Annotated in this window: 19 protein-coding genes; 9 read left to right on the top strand and 10 right to left on the bottom strand. The window is 68.6% G+C overall.

Features of this window, described 5'->3' with window-relative positions; all coding sequences use genetic code 11:
• Positions 1–25: 25 nt before the first annotated feature.
• Together ACFY9I_RS11900 and ACFY9I_RS11905 are read right to left on the bottom strand one after the other, a co-directional pair.
• Entirely contained in the window at positions 26–880 is an 855-nt protein-coding gene (locus ACFY9I_RS11900; protein WP_391000029.1) for an ATP-binding protein, read from the bottom strand.
• Complete coding sequence (locus tag ACFY9I_RS11905) at positions 880–1,206, bottom strand: hypothetical protein (RefSeq protein WP_391000032.1); 327 nt, start codon at positions 1,204–1,206, stop codon at positions 880–882. The genes ACFY9I_RS11900 and ACFY9I_RS11905 overlap by 1 nt, the downstream gene beginning before the upstream one ends.
• A 207-nt stretch (positions 1,207–1,413) precedes the next feature.
• On the opposite strand from ACFY9I_RS11905, the gene ACFY9I_RS11910 reads away from it, so the two are divergent.
• Complete coding sequence (locus tag ACFY9I_RS11910) at positions 1,414–2,280, top strand: Scr1 family TA system antitoxin-like transcriptional regulator (protein WP_391000035.1); 867 nt, start codon at positions 1,414–1,416, stop codon at positions 2,278–2,280.
• Positions 2,277–2,501 (top strand): DUF397 domain-containing protein, encoded by a 225-nt coding sequence (locus tag ACFY9I_RS11915; RefSeq protein WP_391000037.1) that lies wholly within the window; start codon positions 2,277–2,279, stop codon positions 2,499–2,501. Before ACFY9I_RS11910 ends, ACFY9I_RS11915 begins: the two co-directional genes overlap by 4 nt.
• 364 nt (positions 2,502–2,865) lie before the next feature.
• On the opposite strand, the gene ACFY9I_RS11920 is transcribed toward ACFY9I_RS11915, so the two are convergent.
• The 3 genes from ACFY9I_RS11920 to ACFY9I_RS11930 form a co-directional block, all read right to left on the bottom strand.
• Positions 2,866–5,211 (bottom strand): hypothetical protein, encoded by a 2,346-nt coding sequence (locus ACFY9I_RS11920; protein WP_391000040.1) that lies wholly within the window; start codon positions 5,209–5,211, stop codon positions 2,866–2,868.
• Positions 5,212–5,231: 20 nt separating this feature from the next.
• Positions 5,232–5,660, bottom strand: coding sequence for a hypothetical protein (locus ACFY9I_RS11925; protein WP_391000394.1), 429 nt, complete (start codon positions 5,658–5,660; stop codon positions 5,232–5,234).
• A gap of 152 nt (positions 5,661–5,812) precedes the next feature.
• A complete protein-coding gene (locus tag ACFY9I_RS11930) occupies positions 5,813–6,256 on the bottom strand; it encodes a GNAT family N-acetyltransferase (RefSeq protein WP_391000043.1) in 444 nt (147 codons plus the stop codon).
• 262 nt (positions 6,257–6,518) lie between these two features.
• Here ACFY9I_RS11930 and ACFY9I_RS11935 point away from each other — a divergent pair, with 262 nt between their 5' ends.
• On the top strand, positions 6,519–7,295 hold the full coding sequence (locus ACFY9I_RS11935; protein ID WP_391000046.1) for a LuxR C-terminal-related transcriptional regulator: 777 nt from the start codon (positions 6,519–6,521) through the stop codon (positions 7,293–7,295).
• Here the strand turns inward: ACFY9I_RS11935 and ACFY9I_RS11940 are convergent.
• Positions 7,254–7,751 (bottom strand): MarR family transcriptional regulator, encoded by a 498-nt coding sequence (locus ACFY9I_RS11940; RefSeq protein WP_391000049.1) that lies wholly within the window; start codon positions 7,749–7,751, stop codon positions 7,254–7,256. The two genes, ACFY9I_RS11935 and ACFY9I_RS11940, sit on opposite strands and share 42 nt — an antisense overlap.
• A 230-nt stretch (positions 7,752–7,981) precedes the next feature.
• Here ACFY9I_RS11940 and ACFY9I_RS11945 point away from each other — a divergent pair, with 230 nt between their 5' ends.
• The 5 genes from ACFY9I_RS11945 (at position 7,982) to ACFY9I_RS11965 (ending at position 14,231) form a co-directional block, all read left to right on the top strand.
• Positions 7,982–8,800 (top strand): trans-aconitate 2-methyltransferase, encoded by an 819-nt coding sequence (locus ACFY9I_RS11945; RefSeq protein WP_391000051.1) that lies wholly within the window; start codon positions 7,982–7,984, stop codon positions 8,798–8,800.
• Positions 8,797–9,156 carry a glyoxalase gene (locus tag ACFY9I_RS11950; RefSeq protein ID WP_391000054.1) on the top strand — a complete coding sequence of 120 codons (360 nt, stop codon included), beginning with the start codon at positions 8,797–8,799 and terminating at the stop codon, positions 9,154–9,156. Before ACFY9I_RS11945 ends, ACFY9I_RS11950 begins: the two co-directional genes overlap by 4 nt.
• A gap of 115 nt (positions 9,157–9,271) precedes the next feature.
• Entirely contained in the window at positions 9,272–10,633 is a 1,362-nt protein-coding gene (locus ACFY9I_RS11955; protein ID WP_391000056.1) for an MFS transporter, read from the top strand.
• A gap of 200 nt (positions 10,634–10,833) precedes the next feature.
• Entirely contained in the window at positions 10,834–11,718 is an 885-nt protein-coding gene (locus ACFY9I_RS11960) for a PaaX family transcriptional regulator C-terminal domain-containing protein (protein WP_391000059.1), read from the top strand.
• 437 nt (positions 11,719–12,155) lie between these two features.
• A complete protein-coding gene (locus ACFY9I_RS11965; protein ID WP_391000061.1) occupies positions 12,156–14,231 on the top strand; it encodes a glycosyltransferase in 2,076 nt (691 codons plus the stop codon).
• Positions 14,232–14,442: 211 nt separating this feature from the next.
• On the opposite strand, the gene ACFY9I_RS11970 is transcribed toward ACFY9I_RS11965, so the two are convergent.
• Both ACFY9I_RS11970 and ACFY9I_RS11975 read right to left on the bottom strand, forming a co-directional pair.
• Positions 14,443–15,120, bottom strand: a complete 678-nt coding sequence (locus tag ACFY9I_RS11970) for a TetR family transcriptional regulator (protein WP_391000064.1) — start codon at positions 15,118–15,120, stop codon at positions 14,443–14,445.
• Positions 15,117–16,148, bottom strand: coding sequence for a fatty acid desaturase (locus ACFY9I_RS11975; RefSeq protein WP_391000067.1), 1,032 nt, complete (start codon positions 16,146–16,148; stop codon positions 15,117–15,119). Before ACFY9I_RS11975 ends, ACFY9I_RS11970 begins: the two co-directional genes overlap by 4 nt.
• A 382-nt stretch (positions 16,149–16,530) precedes the next feature.
• Between ACFY9I_RS11975 and ppc the strand changes: the two genes are divergently transcribed.
• The gene (gene ppc / locus ACFY9I_RS11980) at positions 16,531–19,263 is read left to right on the top strand and encodes a phosphoenolpyruvate carboxylase (RefSeq protein ID WP_391000070.1); all 2,733 of its coding nucleotides are present in this window, start codon (positions 16,531–16,533) and stop codon (positions 19,261–19,263) included.
• A gap of 180 nt (positions 19,264–19,443) precedes the next feature.
• On the opposite strand, the gene ACFY9I_RS11985 is transcribed toward ppc, so the two are convergent.
• The gene (locus ACFY9I_RS11985; protein ID WP_391000073.1) at positions 19,444–19,965 is read right to left on the bottom strand and encodes a hypothetical protein; all 522 of its coding nucleotides are present in this window, start codon (positions 19,963–19,965) and stop codon (positions 19,444–19,446) included.
• 89 nt (positions 19,966–20,054) lie between these two features.
• On the bottom strand, positions 20,055–20,657 hold the full coding sequence (gene pth, locus ACFY9I_RS11990) for an aminoacyl-tRNA hydrolase (RefSeq protein ID WP_391000076.1): 603 nt from the start codon (positions 20,655–20,657) through the stop codon (positions 20,055–20,057).
• Between the last annotated feature and the right edge of the window lie 68 nt (positions 20,658–20,725).

Genomic DNA, 20,725 nt, shown 5'->3' on the forward strand with positions numbered 1-20,725 from the left:
CGTCGAAGAATCCCACCGGATCAACCTACGGCCGCCGCGCCGACGCACTTGGCGGGACCGCACCCGAAATCGGGTCGGCCCACGCGGACTCGACGGCGATGTCGGCCCAGACCGTCAGGCTGTCCCGCGTCCCCCGTCGCCCCCAGCGACTGGCCAGGGCCTCGATGATCAGCAGTCCACGCCCCCGCTCCCGTTCAGTTCCCGGCAGCACCCGTGTCGGCGGCAGCGACGCCATGATCCCCCGACTCGGGCCCGCGTCGGTGACGGCGATGGTGACCGTCGCCGTGGTGAGTACGAGTGCGACCGCAATGCGGTCACTGCCGCCGTGCTCCAGGGCATTGGCTGCCAACTCGCCGACGATGTTCTCCAGATCGTCCACGGCATTCGACGGGAGCCTCCACGACCGAGCCATGTCGCTCGCGTAACGGCGAGCGGCACCTGCGGAGGCGAGATCCGTGCCGGGCAACGACAGCATCCCGAACGCCCGGAACTCGGCCCCCGTCCCCTCCTCGCTAGGTACAAGGCTTTCCCGCTCCACCCTCACCGAAGACGAAGCGGACTCGACGCTGTGGGGAGCCACGAGCCCTGATGCGCCGGGACAAGCGTCATCGGGCGAGCCCATGAGCAACGCACCTAAGAGAGCGTCCACCAACTGGACCTCTGCAGCCATGAGTTCAGCCCCTCGCCACTGGCCCTCCTCCCCAGCGAGAAAACCTCGCGCACGGCTCAACAGCCCGTCCCCGAGCCCAACCCCTCCACCCTCGACATGGGGGGCGATCCGGGAAACGGGCCCATCACCATCCGTGACAAGAATGCAAGGCCCTCCATGCGCCCCGGTCCAGGGCAAAAGCCGTAGCTGGGTCCGATCCCTGTCGCCCATCACACCGCCCCCAACCACGCGTGGATGTCCCGGCTATTCAGGTCCACCCCGTATGTCGCACACCACAGGGTGTCACGGCGCAGCCGCTGGATCCGGGCCTTCTCCTCACGCTCGTGGGCGGTGAGGTAGGGGCGGACGAGGAGGGTGGAGGCGCCGTCGATGGGCTCGTACCAGGCCTGGACGGTGGGGGCAATAAACGCGCGGAGTGGGCCAGGCTGCTGTTCTTGAGACGGATGCGGTCCAGGCCGGAACCCCGCTCGATGACGCCCCGCCCGGACGGTGAACACCCTTAGCCAACTGGCGATTTGCCCGAACAGTCGTCGCATGGCCACTCCTTCGTCACGTATGGACATCGAGCTCACGTCGGCTCCGCCAACTCGTTTGATTCACCGATCGTTTGACGAGACCTGACGCCACAACATTCCTCATGAGAAATATTTCTCGCAACCTGTCTCACTCGAAAGGGTGCGGTCAAGAAAGCTTGAAGCAGAGGGCGATGATGCGGAGTACCCTGCGCCACAGGGAGGTAGAACATGACGGACGCCCAGCCCAACCTGCACCGGAGGCGACTCGGGCTTGAACTCCGGTCACTGCGTAAGGCTGCGGGCATGAGTCTTGCCGAGGCTGCCGAGAGGCTTTCACTGTCAGGCGCCCCAGCTCTCAGCAAGATCGAGAACGGTAAGCAGCGCGTACCGCCGATCGCACTCGCCGGCTTCTTCGAGACATATGGCCTTCAAGACCAGACACGGATCGACAGCCTCCGCAGGCTCGCCTCCTTGGCGACCACCGGGAAACGCAGCAACCTCTTCGATCAGTACCGGCAGTCCATCAGGGACCCGTTCGCGGAGTACCTGCACCTGGAGGAACTGGCCGACAAGAGCGAGGCCTTCACGTGGTTGATTCCCGGCCTGCTCCAGACCGAGGGCTATGCGAGGGCGGTCGTGGAACGCAGCCGCAAGTGGCAGACAGACCGGGAGATCGGCAATTTCGTTGCGCTGCGCATGGCCAGACAGGAGACCCTGACACGGGACAACCCGCTTCAACTGTGGTGTGTACTCGACGAGTCAGCACTGCAGCGAGAAGTCGGCGGGAAACACGTCATGAGAGCGCAGCTTGAGCACCTGCTCGAAGTCGCCGCTGATCACAGGAACGTGGTGATCCAGGTGCTGGCCTTCGCTCATGGAGCCCACGCGGGCCTCGATGGTCCGTTCCACCTGCTGCACTTCCCCGCCGGACCGCCCGTCGTCGTGGTGGAGCCCATGACAACCTCGTTGTACTTGGAGGAAGATAGCGATGTCGGACGCTATGAGACGGCGTTCAACCACCTCCGCACAGAAGCTCTGGACGCGGAGGCATCCCAACGCTATATCAACGATCTGATCAAGGACCGCTACACATGAACAAGAAGGTCGACCTCTCCACCGCCGTCTGGGTCAAAAGCGACCTGAGCAACGGCGGCGACAACTGCCTAGAGGTCGCTTTCATAGACGGCGTTGTCGCACTGCGCGACTCCAACGACGTCGGAGACTCTGACGCCAAGGTGCTCGTCATATCCGAGGATGACTACCGCGCTTTCACGGGAGGCATAGAGCGAGGGCAGCGCAACCTCTTGCTGCCGTAACGCCGCAATACGATTTCGACCTCTTGCCGACGGCCGTCGGGCCCCTGCTTGTACTCCCACTGCGGATACACCATGGTCGACTACCCTCGGCCATACCTGCTTCCGGAGTGTTCAGACGACTGCTCCCACCGCTCCTCCAGGATGCGCACCTCGCGCTTCTTCAGGTCCAGCCGTATCCGCCGCAGAGTTGTGTCCCTGCAACGACCTTGTAGTCGTCCGGAAATCCGTCGCCTTCCTCGTCCCCCTCCACAACCCGTGGCTCCGAGAAGCAACGAGCCGGCCATGGCCACGGAGAGGGGTCCCCGCGTACTGACTGCGGCTGATCACTGTCCGCCACCTTACGTGTCCTCGGCCGTCATCGGCCTCAGCCGGTCTCCGGACCGTTGCCCTGCTGCTTCGCCCGGTCGTTACCGCGCCCATAACCGAGCACCATCGATTCGTATAGGTCCCGCGCGAACGGATCCTTGCCGGGGGCCACACCGTGGTGCTCCAGGAAACCCTCCATCGGGGCCTCGGCCATGCTCTCACCGGAGGAGTAGATCTTGATCTTCTCCTCGTCGACAAGGTCGTCCACCTTCTCCTTGTGCTCATCCACCGAGTTGCCAGAGATGTCGCCGACCATCTGGCCGATGAACTGTGAGGCGGCGCCAGCGGCGGTATCCGTCGCCAGCGGGATGAGCACCGCGGCCGTGCCCACGGCCGCGGTCGCGGGCAGGAAGGCGACGCCCGCCGCGATGCCCGCCGCGGCCCCGAACTGGACCCAGCCCGCCCGCTTGGCGACCGCCTTCTCGTAGTCCTCGTGGGTTTTGAGGTTCGTCGCCTCCACCTGGTCGGCCCGGGACTGGTCGAGCATGCCCTGCACCTCGGCGCCCACAAACACGGTCGCCCTGGCAGCGCCCTCGCTGATCTTTCCGTCCGGGCCCACTGTCCCTTCCAACGCGCTGCGGGTGTAGACCTGCTCCGCGGTCGAGAGCGTCGCGTAGGCGTCCGGGTGCTGACCGAGGGTGGTGAGGAAGCCCCGGACGATACTCCGCCCGTTCCCGTCCACGGTGTCCGCGAAGTTGACATGTCCTTCCGGGTTTTTGCCCGGCGCGAACACGCTCTCCGGATGGTTCTTGTCCAGCGCCCAGTTGATGTCGTCGATGTAGCCGCCGCCCATGACGCCCAGGCTGTCGGACATCGCCTCGTGGTGCTCCTTGAGGAGAGCCGGGTCTGCTGCGTACTTCTCCATGACCTTCTGCATGACCGCGGCGTTGTCCGCGTCCCGCACCACGCCGGGGTCCGGGTGCCCGGCCGGGTAGCCGAGCGTCGCTGCCTCCAGGGCGTGGCCGAGGGCGTCGGGCATCTGGTCGAGCGCCGCCTCGTGCTCGTCGACCGAGTTGACGTCGGGGAAGGACTCCCACTTCTCGTCGCTGAAGAAGTCCAAGTAGTTGTCGAACGGCTGGCCGTCCTTGTCCTTCCCGAGCTCGGCCGTGGCGCCGTGGTTGACCGTGCCGTCCTCGTTGTACGCGGTGGGCGGGTCGGTGAAGAACTTTTTCGCCGCTTCCGGACTGTTGCCGAGCGCTTCCAGCATGGCGGTGGCCGGGTCGTAGCCGGGCCCGTTCACGCCGGAGGGGTTGTACGGGTTCTTGAACACACTGTTCACCGCCTTGGTGTCGGCGAACATGTCCGGGTCCTTCGCGTGCAGTTGCGCCACGTGTTCGGCGATCGGGTTGAGGAACTTCGCGTCGTAGTTCCCGTACCGCATGATCCCGCCGAGCAGCTGGTAACCGAACGTCCCGCTGTAGTCGTGCTTGGACAGCGGAATGCGTTCCGTACCCAACTTGCGGAGCTCTGGGCCCCACTTGTCGGTGAATTCCTTGTCGTGGGAGGCGGTGGCCAGGTTGAGGCCGAGGTTCTCCTGGAGCTGCTGGACGTCCTTGAGGCGCTGCGGGTCGACCTTGCCGAGATCGTACGTGTCCGTGGAGAGCTGGCCGAAGAACGCGAGGGACTTCTCGGGGCCGAGCTTCTCGTAGAACCCCTTGGCGAACTCCACCGACTTGCTGTTGTCCTTCAGCAGCTCGTTGAGCTCCTGCAGTTCGGCGTGCGTGAGGTCCTGGCCCTTGCCCGCCAGAGCGGCGGCGCGCGCGGCCTCCTCCTGGTCCAGCTTCGTGTACGTCGGAGCGCTGAAGTCCTTGCGGTCGGTGACGTTGGCCTCAAGCGTGTTCTTGAGGGTGAGGTCGGTGTCGTTGCAGTTGTCGACGATCAGGTCGATCCTCTTCTGCCACGACTCGATGTTCTGCTTCTCCTCGCGCAGAAGGTCGCTGTAATCGGGGTCGTGCCGCGCCGCGGGAATCCCGGACAACGGGTTCCGCGCAGTCACCTTGCCCTTGCTGTCCACGTGGATACCGGCCGCGGGCCCCTCGTGGTCCCGGATGGCGATCAGGTCGTCCTTGGCCCTCTTGATGGCCGCGTGACCCTCTTCCAGGATCTGCTTCACGCCCTTGGCCTCGGCGGCGGCATCCGTGAACTCCTTGGCCGTCTTACCGATGAACGCCTTGGTGACCCCGGCGTTGACGCCCTCCCAGGATGCTTTGTCCGCCTTCGCCTTCATCCCGTCGGAGGCGTCCGTGGCGAGCGTGTCCAACTTCTTCGCCATCTCCGACCAGTCGTCGACGGCGGCCTTCAGCGTCGCCACCGGGGCGTCGATGATGTCCTCGTACTTCAGCATGTCGCGCGCTCCCCCGAGCCCTATTTCATGTATTTCGTGAGCGCGGATATCCGGGTCAGATCTCCCTTGATCTTCACCTCGTCCTTGTCGTGCTGGGCCTTGCTGTAATCGAGATGATTTGAGATCTGCGCGCAGGCATCCAGCAGCGTCCTCAGGTGGGTCTGCCAATAGTCATGCACTTTCAGCACGGCCGAACCGCTCACGAAGTTCCCGTTGGTCAGCGCTATCGCCGCGTCGAACGTGGCGGGACGGGCGAGGTCACCGTCCTTCGCCAGCCGACCCAGCAGGTCGTACGCCTCGTTGCCGATGGCGCCGAGGTCGTCCCGATTGACCACCAGGTCGGGCCCGCCACCGCCTCCGCCACCCTCGGCCGGAACCCTGTTGAGCTGCATGGCAGTTCGCTCGGCCGCCGCCGCGCGCAGTCCGGCCCATTCTTGCTCGAACGTCACGAATTCCCCCAAGTCCATCCGGGCAGGCCACTCCACCGTACTCGCGCGGCCACCGACCTGATCACCTGGCTCTCGTATCATCACCCGCCCATGGGGCGCCCGTTGACGAACCCCGTAGCAGTGGCGTCGGCCGGGGGCTTGCCGTCCACGGCTCACCCCAGTCGCTTCGTCAACGTGTACTCCGTGATCCCCGGCGGATAGTCGGGGATCACGCACACCACCTCGTAGCCGAGCCGCCGGTAGAAATCCGGGGCCTGGAAGTCCCAGGTCTCCAGGCGGGCCGAGCGGCAACCGCGTTCGCGGGCGGCCACGCGTTCGGCTCGCGAGAGCAGATGCGAGCCCAGGCCCGCCCCCCGCCGGCGCTCGTCGACCCACAGGTACGTCACATGGAGCCAGGTCGCCCAGGTGTGGCCGACCAGACCCCCGGCGAGACCGCCCGCCTCGTCCAGCGCCCACACGTGGAGCGGCAGTCCCCGTTCACCAGGGGTTCCCCGCAGCGCCCGAAGGACCGGTGAAGCCGCCGTGTTGCTGGCGCGCAGTCGGGAACGCAGCAATTGGCTTCGTTCCTTGTCGACTTCTGTCTCGATGCGAAACATGCGGCACACCATAAACGTGCCGGACAACCAGTTCTGCAAATAACCTTCCGCTCCCGCCCCCCGGCCGTACCCTGATGAACAGCACCGGTGGGGGCCGGTGCTGATCAGGGGGCGAGACAGTCGGGTACGACGCCCGGAGTGGGGGTAGCGGTTCAGCACGGCGGCGGCCGTGCGGCTACGACGCCCCGTCCCAGGTGTAAACCGGGGCACGCTCCGGGCGCCGTACTCGCGCCGGCCGTCCCCCGACCAGTGGGGGTTTTCAGTGGTTCGCATCCGAGTCCTGGTCGTCGACGACCACCGCATCTTCGCCGAGTCGCTCGCCGCGGCCCTGGCCGCCGAGCCGGACGTGGACGTGTCCGCGGCCGGCAGCGGACCCGCCGCGCTGCGCTGTCTGGACCGCGCGGCGGCGGAGGGACGGAAGTTCGACGTGCTTCTGGTCGACGCCGACCTCGGGGGGCACGCCCATGTCCCCGGCGCGCGTCCGGCCGCCGTACCCGTGCCGGACGGCGGCGAGGACGGGCTGGTGGACGGCATATCGCTCGTCGCGGGGGTGCGCTCGGGACAGCCGAGCGTACGGACCGTCGTACTCGCCGAGAAGGACGATCCGCGCCGGGCCGCGCTCGCCCTCCAGGCGGGGGCGTCCGGGTGGGTCGCCAAGGACTGCTCGCTGTCCCGGCTGCTCACCGTCATCCGGGGAGTGCTGCGCGAGGAGACCCATCTGCCGCCCGCGCTGCTCACCGGCGTGCTGCGGGAGCTGACCGCCGCGCGCAAGCACCGCACGGAGAGTGAGCGGCTCGTCGAGTCCCTCACCCCGCGTGAGCGGGAAGTGCTCCGGTGCATGGTGGCCGGACTGGGACGCAAGGCCGTCGCCGAGCGCCTGTTCCTCTCCCCGCACACCGTCCGCACCCATATGCAGAACGTCCTCGGCAAGCTGGGCGTCCACTCCACCCTCGCCGCGGTCGCCCTTGCCCGTCGCGCGGGCGTGGGGCCCGTCGACCTAGCCGGGGATGTTGTCGAACGGGGCGGTCAACTGGCGTAGCAGGCCCGCCAGTTCACCTCGCTGGGCACGGGAGAGCTCGGCCAGGATCGCCCGTTCCTGGTCGAGGAGCCCGGCGAGCGCCTGGTCCGCGCGGTCCCGGCCCTCTTCGGTCAGCCGGACGAGCACGCCCCGACGGTCACTCGGGTCGGGCAGCCGTTCGACCAGGCCCTTCTTCGTCAGCCGGTCGATACGGTTCGTCATCGTGCCCGAGGTCACCAGCGTCTGGGTGAGCAGTTGACCGGGGGAGAGCTGGTACGGGTTCCCGGCGCGCCTGAGCGCGGTCAGCACATCGAACTCCCACGGCTCGAGCTGGTGCTCGGCAAACGCCAGTCGGCGCGCGCGATCCAGGTGCCGGGCCAGTCTGCTCACCCGGCTCAGTACCTCCAGCGGCTCCACGTCGAGGTCGGGGCGCTCCCGGCGCCACGCTGCGACCAGCCGATCGACCTCGTCCTCCATGCGATCAGTGTAGTGGTTGTGTCGACGTGAAGTCTCTTGAGATCGAGATTATTAGGGCCAAGTCTCTTGACGTAGAGAAACTCGGAGGGTGAGGGTGGAAGGAGTCCGGAGCCCGGACTTCGGAGTCCTGACTCCGCGAGGCCGGCGACGGTCCCGGACCGCCGGACTTCGCGAGGCCGGCGACGGTCCCGGACCGCCGCCGTCCGGAGAATCACGAGGAGGTAGCCCCCATGCCCGCCACCACCCCCACCTGGGACCCCCGGCAGTACCTGCGCCACGCCGGCCACCGCGCCCGCGCCTTCGTCGACCTGCTCGCCCACATCCCCGACCCGCCCGCGCCCCACCCGCGCATCGCCGACCTCGGCTGCGGCCCCGGCAACGTCACCCGTCTCCTCGCCGACCGCTGGCCCACCGCGCGCATCACCGGCTACGACAACTCGCCCGAGATGCTCGACAAGGCCCACGTCGACCACGAGGGGCCCACCCCGGGCGGCGGCCGCATCGACTTCACCACGGCGGACCTGCGCACCTGGACGCCCCCCGAGCCGTACGACCTGATCGTCAGCAACGCCACCCTCCAGTGGGTCCCCGGCCACCTCGGCCGCTTCCCCGCCTGGATCGACGCCCTCGCCCCCGGCGGCACCTTCGCCTTCCAGGTCCCCGGCAACTTCGACTCGCCCAGCCACCGCCTGATGCGCGAGCTCGCGCACTCCGCCCGCTGGAAGGACCGGCTCGGCGCGACCCTGCGCCACGACGACGCGGTCCACCTCCCCGCCCGCTACCTCGACGCCCTCGCCGACCTCGGCTGCGAGGTCGACGCGTGGGAGACGACGTACGTCCATCTCCTCCAGGGCGAGGACCCGGTGCTCGACTGGGTGAAGGGGACGGGGCTGCGGCCGGTCCTCACCGAACTCGGCGCGGACGCCGAGCCGTTCGTCGCCGAGTACCGGGCGGCCCTGCGCGAGGCCTATCCGCCCACCGCCCACGGCACGCCGTTCCCGTTCCGCCGCATCTTCGTCGTCGCCCGCACGCCGGAGGCCGGCCGGTGATCACCGCGATCGACCACGTCCTGCTCGCCGCCCCGCCAGGCTCGGAGGATCGGTTGCGGGCGTACTACGTCGGCGTCCTCGGAATGACGGAGATCCCCAAGCCGCCCGCGCTCGCGCTCCGGGGAGGGTGCTGGTTCGCGTCGGGGCAGGTGATCCTGCACCTCGGGACCGAGGTGGGGTTCCAGGCGCCGAGGGAGGCGCACCCCGGCCTGAGGGTCCGTGACATCGACGCGTACGCGGACCGCCTGGCGGCGCGCGAGGCGACGGTCACCTGGGACGACGGCCTGCCGGGGTACCGGCGGTTCTACTCCGTGGACCCGGTGGGGAACCGGCTGGAGTTCCTGCAGCCGGTTTGAGGCGGCGTGGAGGCGACCGGCGATGTGGATGTTGTGCAGAATATTGACGGCCGATAGGTAGACGCCTACCTTCGCGGTGTTCCTCCCTCGTTCCCCTCAGCCCAGGGAGACCCGCATGTCCCCGTCCCCCCTCCCCACCCCCGCCGAGCAAGCCGAACAGGCCATGCGCGCACGACAGTTGCGTCGCGTCGCGTTCTCCGGCCTGCTCGGCACGGCCGTCGAGTTCTACGACTTCCTCGTCTACGGAACGGTCGCCGCCCTCGTCTTCGGCGAACTCTTCTTCCCGGGAGCGGACCCGGCCGTCGGCACGATCGCCGCGTTCGGCACCTTCGCCGCCGGGTACGTGGCCCGCCCGCTCGGCGGGATCGTCTTCGGGCACTTCGGTGACCGGCTCGGCCGCAAGTCCATGCTGCTGCTGACCATGGGTCTGATGGGCGGCGCCAGCTTCCTCATCGGCCTGCTGCCGACCTACGACACCATCGGCGTCTGGGCGCCCGTGCTGCTGATCACCCTGCGGGTGCTGCAGGGCATCGCCATCGGCGGCGAGTGGGGCGGCGCCACCCTCATGGTCGTCGAGCACGCGGGGGAGAAGCGGCGCGGCCTGTGGTCCAGCTTCACGCAGATGGGGGCACCGCTCGGCTCCCTGCTGTCCTCGCTCGTCGTCACCCTCGTCGTCGCCATGCCCAGGGACCAGTTCGCGGCATGGGGCTGGCGGGTGCCGTTCCTGCTCAGCGTCGTCCTGCTGGGCGTGGGGCTGTTCGTGCGGCTGAAGGTGGTCGAGAGCCCGCTCTTCGCCAAGGTCAAGAAGGACCGTGCCGAGGCCCGGCTGCCGCTGGTCGACGTGTTGCGCCGGCCGCGCGCGCTGGTGCTGGCCGCGTGTGTCGGGATCGGCGCCTTCACCGCGCAGTCGCTGCTGACCAGCTACCTCATCGCGTACGCCACCGGAATCGGCTACCCCCGGCCGCAGGTGCTGACCGCGCTCACCGTGTCGGCGTCCGTCGCGCTCGTCGTCCTGCCGTGCGCGTCGGCGCTCTCCGACCGCGTCGGGCGCCGCCCGGTGGTCCTCGCCGGCGCCCTCGCCTCCGCCGCGCTCGCCTTCCCCGTGCTCGCGCTGGTGGACTCCGGGTCGCCGGGGCTGCTGATCCTCGCGGTCGTCCTGGGCCACGGGTTCGCCCAGTCCGTGATGTACGGGCCGCTGGGGGCGCTGCTCACCGAGATGTTCGGGACGAAGGTCCGCTACACCGGGGCGTCGCTCGGGTACCAGATGGCCACGCTGATCGGTGCGGGGTTCTCGCCGATGATCGCCGGGAGCCTGGTGGCGGCCAACGGCGGTTCCAGTACGCCGATCTCGCTGCTGGTGTGCGGGGGTGCGGCGATCACCGCCGTGACCGTGTGGTTCGTACGCGAGACGCATCAGCAGACGCTGGGTGACGGGGTGCCTCGGGAGGGGGCAGTGAAGGAGGGCGTGACTTCGTAGGCGGGAGATGAGAGGTGCGGGGCGGCCCTTGACCGGTCGGGGGTGTGATGCGGGGGACCGCGGGTCGTCGCCCCACCGGGGCCGGGTGGGGGCTCTCGCGCCCGCCCGGCCGCGGCCGCGTGGGGCTTCTCCCGAAGGTCCCCGCGCCTCTTCGCAGCGCACCCCTGACCAGCCGAAAGGCCCCCCGTACCCTTACCGCTGTGGAGGACGAGATCCTGGACCGCTCGGGAACGGTGGACGGTGAGGGCGTCGACGCGCCGCAGCCGCGGCCGCAGTCGCTGGTGCTCTCCTTCTTCGGCAACCACGTGCTGGACCGGGGAGGAGACGACCTCGGGGTGTATTCGGGGAGCATCATCGATGTGCTCGGCCGGGTCGGCACGGGAGAGCAGGCCGTGCGGTCGACGCTGACCCGGATGGTGAACAGAGGGCTGCTGCGGCGCCAGCGGGAGGGCCGGAGGATGTTCTTCGGGCTCACCCCGCACGCGCGGGACATCCTGCGCGACGGTGGACAGCGCATCTGGCGCGACGGCGCGGTGAACGAGGACTGGGACGGCACATGGACCCTCCTCGGCTTCTCCCTCCCCGAGTCCTGGCAGCGGCAGCGGCACGATCTGCGCTCCCGGCTCACCTGGTCCGGATTCGGCGCCCTCTACAGCGGGCTGTGGATCGCGCCGGGACGGGTGGACGTACGGGAGATCGTCTCCGAACTGGGACTGGACGCCCATGTGAAGGTGTTCCACGCGCGGGCCGACGAGTTCACCGACATCGGGGCCATGATCCGCGAGAGCTGGGACCTCGAGGTCGTCGCCGCCCGGTACGTCGCCTTCGACGAGCGCTGGACCTCCGCCGACCTCACCGCCGCCGACCCGGTCGCCACCCGGCTGCGGCTGGTCGCCGAATGGCTGCGTGTCATCCGCACCGACCCCAGGCTGCCCGTACGCCATCTGCCTGACGAATGGCCCGCCCGGCCGGCCCAGGAAACATTCCGGCGCATCGCCGAACGGACCGCCGGACCCGCCGAAACGATGGCGGCGGAGATGCTGGAGACCACGCCACTGCGGCCCTGCCCACCCGAAAGGCCGTAGCCAAGCGGATTTTTATATTCCGGCTTTGGCGGTCTGGTGGTGCAGAAGTGGCTGATATTGTTCTTTGGCTTTCCTTTGTGAGGGCTATATTCTCGATTCACTTTTTGTTGCCTTCCACGTGATGGCGGGGAAGCCGGGGGCTGGGGCTGTGACCAGGGGGGATCTGGGTCAGTGAGTATCTGTTGAGGTGACCGGCGCGCTTGATTGGGTTTGTGACGCGCGCCACATAAACTTTCGGCTGTCCGGTCGGGATCACCTGCGCGATGCGCTGCCGCGCGTATCCCTTTCCAGCTTCCCGGTCGGCCGATTTCCGCTGCGCCCATTCAATTCTTGATTGCCGACCGCGCATAGGCCATGCCCGCGCACACCCCCGACCTGACCAGCCGGGGGTGCGGGTGATGCCGCCCGCGCCGGACGGTCTCCTGGGGGAACCACATATGAAGATCGCTTTCCTGATCAACAATGCCTATGGGATCGGCGGAACCATTCGCTCCACCGCGAACCTCTCGGCCGCCTTCGCCGAACGGCACGACGTCGAGGTCGTCACCGTCCACCGCTCCCGCGACGAACCACAGCTTCCGTTCGACCCGCGCGTGCGCATGACCCCGCTGATCGACCTGCGGGAGAGCGCCCCCGGCTACGAGGGCGAGCACCCGCTCACCAAGCTGCCGGGCACGATGTTCCACTACACCGGCGCCACCGGCACCCTGCCCTACACCGCCCTCCAGGACGAACGCATCGGCGGCTTCCTCGCCCGCACCGACGCCGACGTGGTCATCGCCACCCGCCCCGACCTCAACGGCTACCTCGCCCGCGACGGCCGCCGCCGCTATCTGCGCATCGGCCAGGAGCACCTGAGCCTCGACCAGTACCGGGAACCGCTGCGCACCAACCAGAACGACGCGATCGCCGGCCTCGACGCCTACGTCACCGTCTCCGAGGCCGACGCCGCCCAGTACCGCGCCGCCCTGCCCGACGTCACCACCACCATCGTCTGCGTCCCCAACGGGGTCCAGGCCCCCGCCGTCGCACGCTCCACCCTGGACTCCCAGGTCATCGTCGCCGCCGGCCGCCTCATCCCCATCAAGCGCTACGACCGGCTGGTGAACGCCTTCGCCAAGGTCGCCGCCGAACACCCCGGCTGGACCCTGCGGATCTACGGCCGCGGCCCGCAGAAGCAGAACCTCAGGGAGCAGATCGACCGGCTCGGACTGCACGACCGCGTGTTCCTCATGGGCGCGGTCTCCCCGATCGAGACCGAGTGGGCCAAGGGCGCCGTCGCCGCCGTCTCCTCCGACATGGAGTCCTTCGGCATGACCATCGTCGAGGCCATGCACTGCGGGGTCCCGGTCGTCGCCACCGACTGCCCGCACGGCCCCGGCGAGATCATCACCCAGGGCGAGGACGGCCTCCTCGTCCCCCTCGACGGAGACGTCGACGCCTACGCCGACGCGCTGAAACGCGTCGTCGTCGACGAGGCCTTGCGCGAACGGCTCGGCAAGGGCGCCCTCAGGAAGGCCCAGACCTACGCGCCCTCCGTCATCGCCCGCCGCTACGAAACCCTCTTCGAAGAGCTGTCTACGTCCCGGCGCCGCAAATGGGAGGGCGCCACCCGGCTGAAACAGCTCGCCGCCCGCGCCCTTCGCCCACGCCCCGCGAAGGCCGCCGCTCCCGCACTCGAAGGGAGCGCTCCCACACCCGCCGCGCACGCCCGCGCGACCGCCGACGGCGGCGTCACCGTCCTCCTCGACCCGGCCGAGCTGCCCTCCGGGCCCCTCGACTTCATCGCCCGGCTGCGGCGCGACCCCGGAAAGCGGCAGATCCGCGTACCGGTCCTGCCGAGCGCCGACGCGCCCGACACGGTCGTCCGGGCGACCCTCAGCCGCGCCGAGCACAGCCTCGCCGAGGGGCGCTGGGACTGCTACGTCGCCAAACGCGGCACGAACAAGCGGGTACGGCTGACCGTACGGCTGGTGGAGCAGGCCGCGCTGGTCGGACGGGCACCCGGTGTCGATCAGCGAGGGGTGGCGGCGTGGATCCCGTACCCGACCGTCGACGGGTTCCTCGCCCTGCGGACCTGGCTGAGGCCCGCGCACGCGGAGACCGACGCCGTCGAGGTGGGCGAGGGTTCGGTGACCGTGACCGGGACGCTGCACGGAAGCGCCGCCCCGCTGGGTGAGGGCGCCGTCGCGCACGTCGTCTCCCGGACCGACACCGCGTACGACTTCACTGTGCCCGCGTGGGCCGTGGGGGAGCGGGGGTTCCGGTTCACCGTCCCTTACGGCGAGCTCATGGCCCGGCGGAGTGTCGAGCACGATCTGTGGGACCTGCGGCTGGGGGACGTGCCGGTGGGACGGATCGGGGGCGACGTGGTGGAGCGGCGGAAGACCGATCTGATGCCCGGACAGATGTTCGAGCACTTCGAGCGCGGGCGGACCAGAGTGAAGCCGTACTTCACCGTGAACAACGACCTGGCGCTCAGCGCGAAGGACGTGGACGAAAGCGCCCAGTAGCTCGGGGGCCCGGGTGTGTCGGCGGATGCGGACCCGGTGGCACTTCTCGCACAGTACCGCGCGCCCCTGAGAGCCCGGGCCCCGCGGGCCTGAAAGACGACGGGGCTGCGGGGGCGGAAAGCACGGGGCGCAGCCCCCGCTGTTCAGGGGCGCGGGGAACCGCGCGAGAAGCCCGACCCACCCGCACCCCGCAACGAAACCGCACCGCCCACTAACTCTTCCGGTGCCCGATCAACCGCGGCTTCTGGTTCAGGCCGTCCAGGCCGTGCCACGCCAGGTTCACCAGGTGAGCCGCCACCTCCGCCTTCTTCGGGCGGCGGACGTCCAGCCACCACTGGCCGGTCAGGGCGACCATGCCGACCAGGGCCTGCGCGTACAGCGGGGCGAGCTTGGGGTCGAAGCCCCGGCTCTTGAACTCGCGACCCAGGATGTCCTCCACCTGGGTGGCGATATCCGAGATCAGCGACGCGAACGACCCCGTCGACTGAGGAATCGGGGAGTCGCGGACCAGGATGCGGAAGCCGTCCGTGTACTCCTCGATGAAGTCCAGGAGCGCGAACGCGGCCTGCTCCAGCAGCTCACGGGGGTGGCCCGCCGTCAGCGAACTCGTCACCATGTCCAGCAGCCGGCTCATCTCACGGTCCACCACCACCGCGTACAGCCCCTCCTTGCCACCGAAGTGCTCGTACACCACCGGCTTGGACACCCCGGCCTTCGCCGCGATCTCCTCCACCGACGTCGCCTCGAACCCCTTCGAGGCGAAGAGGGCGCGGCCGACCTCCAGCAACTGCGCTCGGCGCTCGGCGCCCGTCATCCGGGTACGGCGCACACGCCGCGGCTTGTCATTGCTCGGGGTGCTGCTGGAGTCGGTCGCCACGGCATCAATCATGCCGCCTCGGCGGGCGCCTTCCCCTGCCGGGAGCCGTCCTCACCCGAGATGCGCCTGGAATCGATACGCGAGCGTGACGGCCAGCGGACGTCGTACGCCCAGCCGAACCACTCGAACCAGCGGATCAGCCGCGCCGAGGAGTCCAGCTGACCGCGCTCCACCCCGTGCCGGGCGGAGGTGGGGTCGGCGTGGTGGAGGTTGTGCCACGACTCCCCGCACGACAGGACCGCCAGCCACCACACATTGCCCGAGCGGTCACGGGACTTGAAGGGACGCTTGCCGACCGCGTGACAGATCGAGTTGATCGACCAGGTGACATGGTGCAGCAGCGCCACCCGGACCAGCGAGCCCCAGAAGAACGCCGTGAACGCGCCCCACCAGGACATCGTCACCAGACCCCCGATCAGCGGCGGCAGGGCCAGCGAGAGGGCCGTCCACAGAATGAACTGACGGGAGATCCTCCGCAGCGCCGGATCCTTGATCAGGTCCGGGGCGTACTTGTCCTGCGGGGTCTGCTCCTCGTCGAACATCCAGCCGATATGGGCCCACCACAGGCCCTTCATCAGCGCGGGGACCGTCTCCCCGAACCGCCACGGCGAGTGCGGATCACCCTCGGCGTCGGAGAACTTGTGGTGCTTGCGATGGTCGGCCACCCAACGCACCAGCGGCCCCTCCACGGCCATCGAGCCCGCGATCGCCAACGCGATCTTCAGCGGACGTTTGGCCTTGAACGAACCATGCGTGAAGTGCCGGTGGAAGCCGATCGTGATGCCGTGACAGCCGAGGTAGTAGAAGAACACCAGCAGACCGAGATCCAGCCAGCTCACCCCCCAGCCCCAGGCCAGCGGCACCGCCGCGAGCAGCGCGAGGAACGGCACGGTGATGAACAGGAGCAGGGTGAGCTGCTCGATCGAACGCTTCTGCTCGCCGCCCAGCGTCGCCGACGGAGTGGGGGAGTCGGTCACGTCCGAACCTGGGGAACCGGTCGCCTCCGAGGCGTCTTCGATCACATCGGGCCTTGTGCTCATGGGCGTCCCCTGTGGGGTCGAGGATGGAGAGAGAGGGAGATGCCTGCGGCGACAGCATGCGGGAGTCACCAGCCGGCATTCCCTACGGTTCCGTAACCTACGGCATCGTAAGTATGGCAGCGCGGTGCCGAGCGGCAAGAGCCCACCGCTCTGCGCGTCCAATTACAACGAGCGACCACGGTGGACATGTGGCACTCAGTGCCGCCAAAGTGGCACCTGTCGCCCGGCCCGCCCGGACGGCCTTCTATCCTGGACTCGGTCGGACAGCGCGGTCCGCACTGAATCCAGCCCGGACCCCCAGGCCCACCACAGGGCCCGGACCGCCGGACCCCCACCCGGGTTCCCCTCCAGACGAGCTTCAACACTGCAAGGAGCCGCACCTGTGAGCAGTGCCGACGACCAGAACACCACGGTCAGCACCGAACTTCGCGCCGACATCCGGCGCCTGGGCGACCTGCTGGGCGAGACCCTCGTACGACAGGAGGGACCCGAACTCCTGGACCTGGTCGAGCGCGTCCGCCGCCTGACCCGCGAAGACGGCGAAGCCGCCGCAGACCTCCTACGCGGCACCGAACTGGAAACCGCCGCCAAGCTCGTCCGCGCCTTCTCCACCTACTTCCACCTCGCCAACGTCACCGAACAAGTGCACCGCGGCCGCGAACTAAGGGCACGCCGTGCCGCCGAAGGTGGACTCCTCGCCCGTACCGCCGATCGCCTGAAGGACGCCGACCCCGAGCACCTGCGCCAGACCGTCGGCAACCTCAACGTCCGCCCCGTCTTCACCGCCCACCCCACCGAGGCCGCACGCCGGTCGGTACTCAACAAGCTCCGGCGCATCGCCGCACTCCTGGAAACCCCCGTCATCGCCTCCGACCGCCGCCGCTACGACACCCGACTGGCCGAAAACATCGACCTCGTCTGGCAGACGGACGAACTCCGCGTCGTACGACCGGAACCCACCGACGAAGCGCGCAACGCCATCTACTACCTCGACGAACTCCATGCAGGCGCCGTCGGCGACGTCCTCGAAGACCTCACCGCAGAACTGGAACGCGTCGGCGTCACCCTCCCCGACACCACCCGCCCCCTCACCTTCGGCACCTGGATCGGCGGCGACCGCGACGGCAACCCCAACGTCACCCCCCAAGTGACCTGGGACGTCCTCATCCTCCAACACGAACACGGCATCAACGACGCCCTCGAACTCATCGACGAACTCCGCGGCTTCCTCTCCAACTCCATCCGCTACACCGGCGCCACCGAAGAGCTCCTGACATCACTCCAGGCCGACCTGGAGGCACTACCCGAGATCAGCCCCCGCTACAAGCGCCTCAACGCCGAAGAGCCCTACCGCCTCAAGGCCACCTGCATCCGGCAGAAGCTCGAAAACACCAAGGAACGCCTCGCCAAGGGCATCCCCCACGAACCCGGCCGCGACTACCTGGGCACCTCCCAGCTGCTCCACGACCTGACCCTCATCCAGACCTCACTGCGCGAACACCGCGGCGGACTCTTCGCCGAGGGCCGCATGAACCGCACCATCCGCACACTCGCCGCCTTCGGCCTCCAACTCGCCACCATGGACGTCCGCGAACACGCCGACGCCCACCACCACGCCCTCGGCCAGCTCTTCGACCGCCTCGGTGAGGAATCCTGGCGCTACGAGGACATGCCCCGCGAGTACCGCCACAAGCTCCTCGCCCGCGAACTCAGGTCCAGAAGGCCCCTCGCCCCCACACCCGCCCCACTGGACGCCGCCGGCGCCAAAACCCTCGGCGTGTTCGAAACCGTCAAGAAGGCACTCGCCGTCTTCGGCCCCGAGGTCATCGAGTCCTACATCATCTCCATGTGCCAGGGCGCCGACGACGTCTTCGCCGCCACCATCCTCGCCCGCGAGGCCGGCCTCATCGACCTCCACGCCGGCTGGGCCAAGATCGGCATCGTCCCCCTCCTGGAGACCACCGACGAACTCAAGGCCGCCGACACCATCCTCGAAGACATGCTCGCCGACCCCTCCTACCGGCGACTCGTCGCCCTCCGCGGCGACGTCCAAGAGGTCATGCTCGGCTACTCCGACTCCTCCAAGTTCGGCGGCATCACCACCTCGCAGTGGGAGATCCACCGCGCCCAGCGCCGCCTACGCGACGTCGCCCACCGCTACGGCGTCCGCCTCCGCCTCTTCCACGGCCGCGGCGGCACCGTCGGCCGCGGCGGCGGCCCCTCCCACGACGCCATCCTCGCCCAGCCCTGGGGCACGCTGGAGGGCGAGATCAAGGTCACCGAGCAAGGCGAAGTCATCTCCGACAAGTACCTCGTCCCCTCCCTGGCAAGGGAGAACCTGGAACTGACGGTCGCCGCCACCCTCCAGGCCTCCGCCCTGCACACCGCCCCCCGCCAGTCCGTCGAAGCCCTGGCCCGCTGGGACGCGGCGATGGACGTCGTATCGGACGCCGCGCACGCCGCCTACCGCCAGCTCGTCGAGGACCCGGACCTACCGACGTACTTCCTCGCATCGACGCCGGTAGACCAGCTCGCCGACCTGCACCTCGGCTCACGGCCCTCCCGCCGCCCCGGCTCAGGCGTCTCCCTCGACGGACTGCGAGCCATCCCCTGGGTCTTCGGCTGGACCCAGTCACGGCAGATCGTGCCCGGCTGGTTCGGCGTCGGCTCCGGCCTGAAGGCCCTGCGCGAAGCCGGCCTCGACACCGTGCTCGACGAAATGCACGAGCAATGGCACTTCTTCCGCAACTTCCTCTCCAACGTCGAGATGACCCTCGCCAAGACCGACCTCAGGATCGCCCAGCACTACGTCGACACCCTCGTCCCCGACCACCTCAAGCACGTCTTCGACACCATCCGGACCGAACACGAACTGACCGTCCGCGAGGTGCTCCGCATCACCGGCGAGGACAAACTGCTCGACGCCAACCCCGTCCTCCAACAGACCTTCTCCATCCGCGACGCCTACCTCGACCCCATCTCCTACCTCCAGGTCGCCCTCCTCAAGCGCCAGCGCGACGCAGCCGCCGCAGGGGAGACGGCTGACCCGCTGCTCGCGCGGGCGTTGCTGCTCACGGTCAACGGGGTGGCGGCAGGGCTACGCAACACTGGCTGACCTCAGAGTTTTCGTTCGCGGCCGACGGCCCGGGGGCTCCTCGCGCAGCACCCCACGCCCCTGGAAAAGCCTGAAAAGCAGGCGCTGCGCCCGCTGCATCCCACGCCCGCAGGGCTTGCTTCCAGGGGCGCCGTGAACTACGCCACCAGCCCCCACCGGGCCGTCAGCCGAAAACCGGTCTCAGAGCGCCACCCACGCTGCCGTCACCAGCGCCACACCCAGCCCGCCCAGCACCCACGCCGACCGCACCATCCGCAAACCACCGGCCACGACCACCGCCGCCAACAGCAGCGCGCCGCCGAGCGGCACCCAGGCATGCAGCAGACCTGCAGGCCCTGTCCGGACGACATCACTGCTGCCCGGCTTCACCACGACGGCGTACGTCTCACCCGTCTCCACCGCCACCGACCGCTCGATGTCGACCCGCTCCCGGGCCCGTGACCCCGTCGACACCGGCTCGTAGGGCCCCCAGCAGGTCTCGCCCCGGCACCGGGACACCGTCATCGTGCCCTGCTCGCGCCCCTTGCTCAGCATCACGTGCTGAGCACAGCCCCATGAACCCCACACCCCGGCGATCAGGATCACCAGCACGACCACACTCATCGCCGCCAGCCGTCCGTACCGCAGCGCGACCGCCGCACCGGCGCCGCCCTGACGCGGACGACGCCGCGAGCGGGCAGCGGGGGCTTTCGTGGCAGGCATGGCCGGGATCATTGGCCATGCAACGGCGGTCGGTCAACCCTCGCAGGCCAGAACAAGAAACGGCCAGAGTATGACTTATACCTATCCGCTCAGGAGTTGTACGTCCCCTGCGCCCGCTCCAACCCCTCGATCACCAGACACTCCACCGCGTCCGCCGCCCGGTCCACGAAATAGTCCAACTCCTTGCGCTCGACGCCGGAGAAGTCCCTCAACACGAAATCCGCCACCTGCATACGACCCGGCGGACGACCAATCCCGAACCGCACCCGGTGATAGTCCGACCCCATCGCCTTCGTCATCGACTTCAGCCCGTTGTGACCGTTGTCACCACCGCCCAACTTCAGCCGCAACGCCCCATAGTCGATGTCCAACTCATCATGAATCGCCACGATGTTCGCCACCGGCACCTTGTAGAAGTCCCGCAGCGCCGTCACCGGACCACCCGACACATTCATGAACGACATCGGCTTCGCCAGAATCACCCGACGGTTCCCCGGCCCCGGCGGCCCGATCCGACCCTCCACGACCTGCGCCTGCGCCTTCCCCGCCCGCTTGAACCTCCCCCCGATCCGCTCAGCCAGCAGATCGACCACCATGAACCCCACGTTGTGCCGGTTCGCCGCGTACTCCGGCCCCGGGTTACCGAGGCCCGCGATGAGCCAGGGCGCACTCGGATCGGTCGTCACGTGCATGTCTCCTTGATACGCGCCAGCCGCTGCCCCCCAAGGGAACAGCGGCTGACGAACCGAAAACAGAGCTG

The sequence above is a fragment of the Streptomyces sp. NPDC012510 genome (assembly GCF_042955065.1).
Lineage (GTDB): Bacteria > Actinomycetota > Actinomycetes > Streptomycetales > Streptomycetaceae > Streptomyces.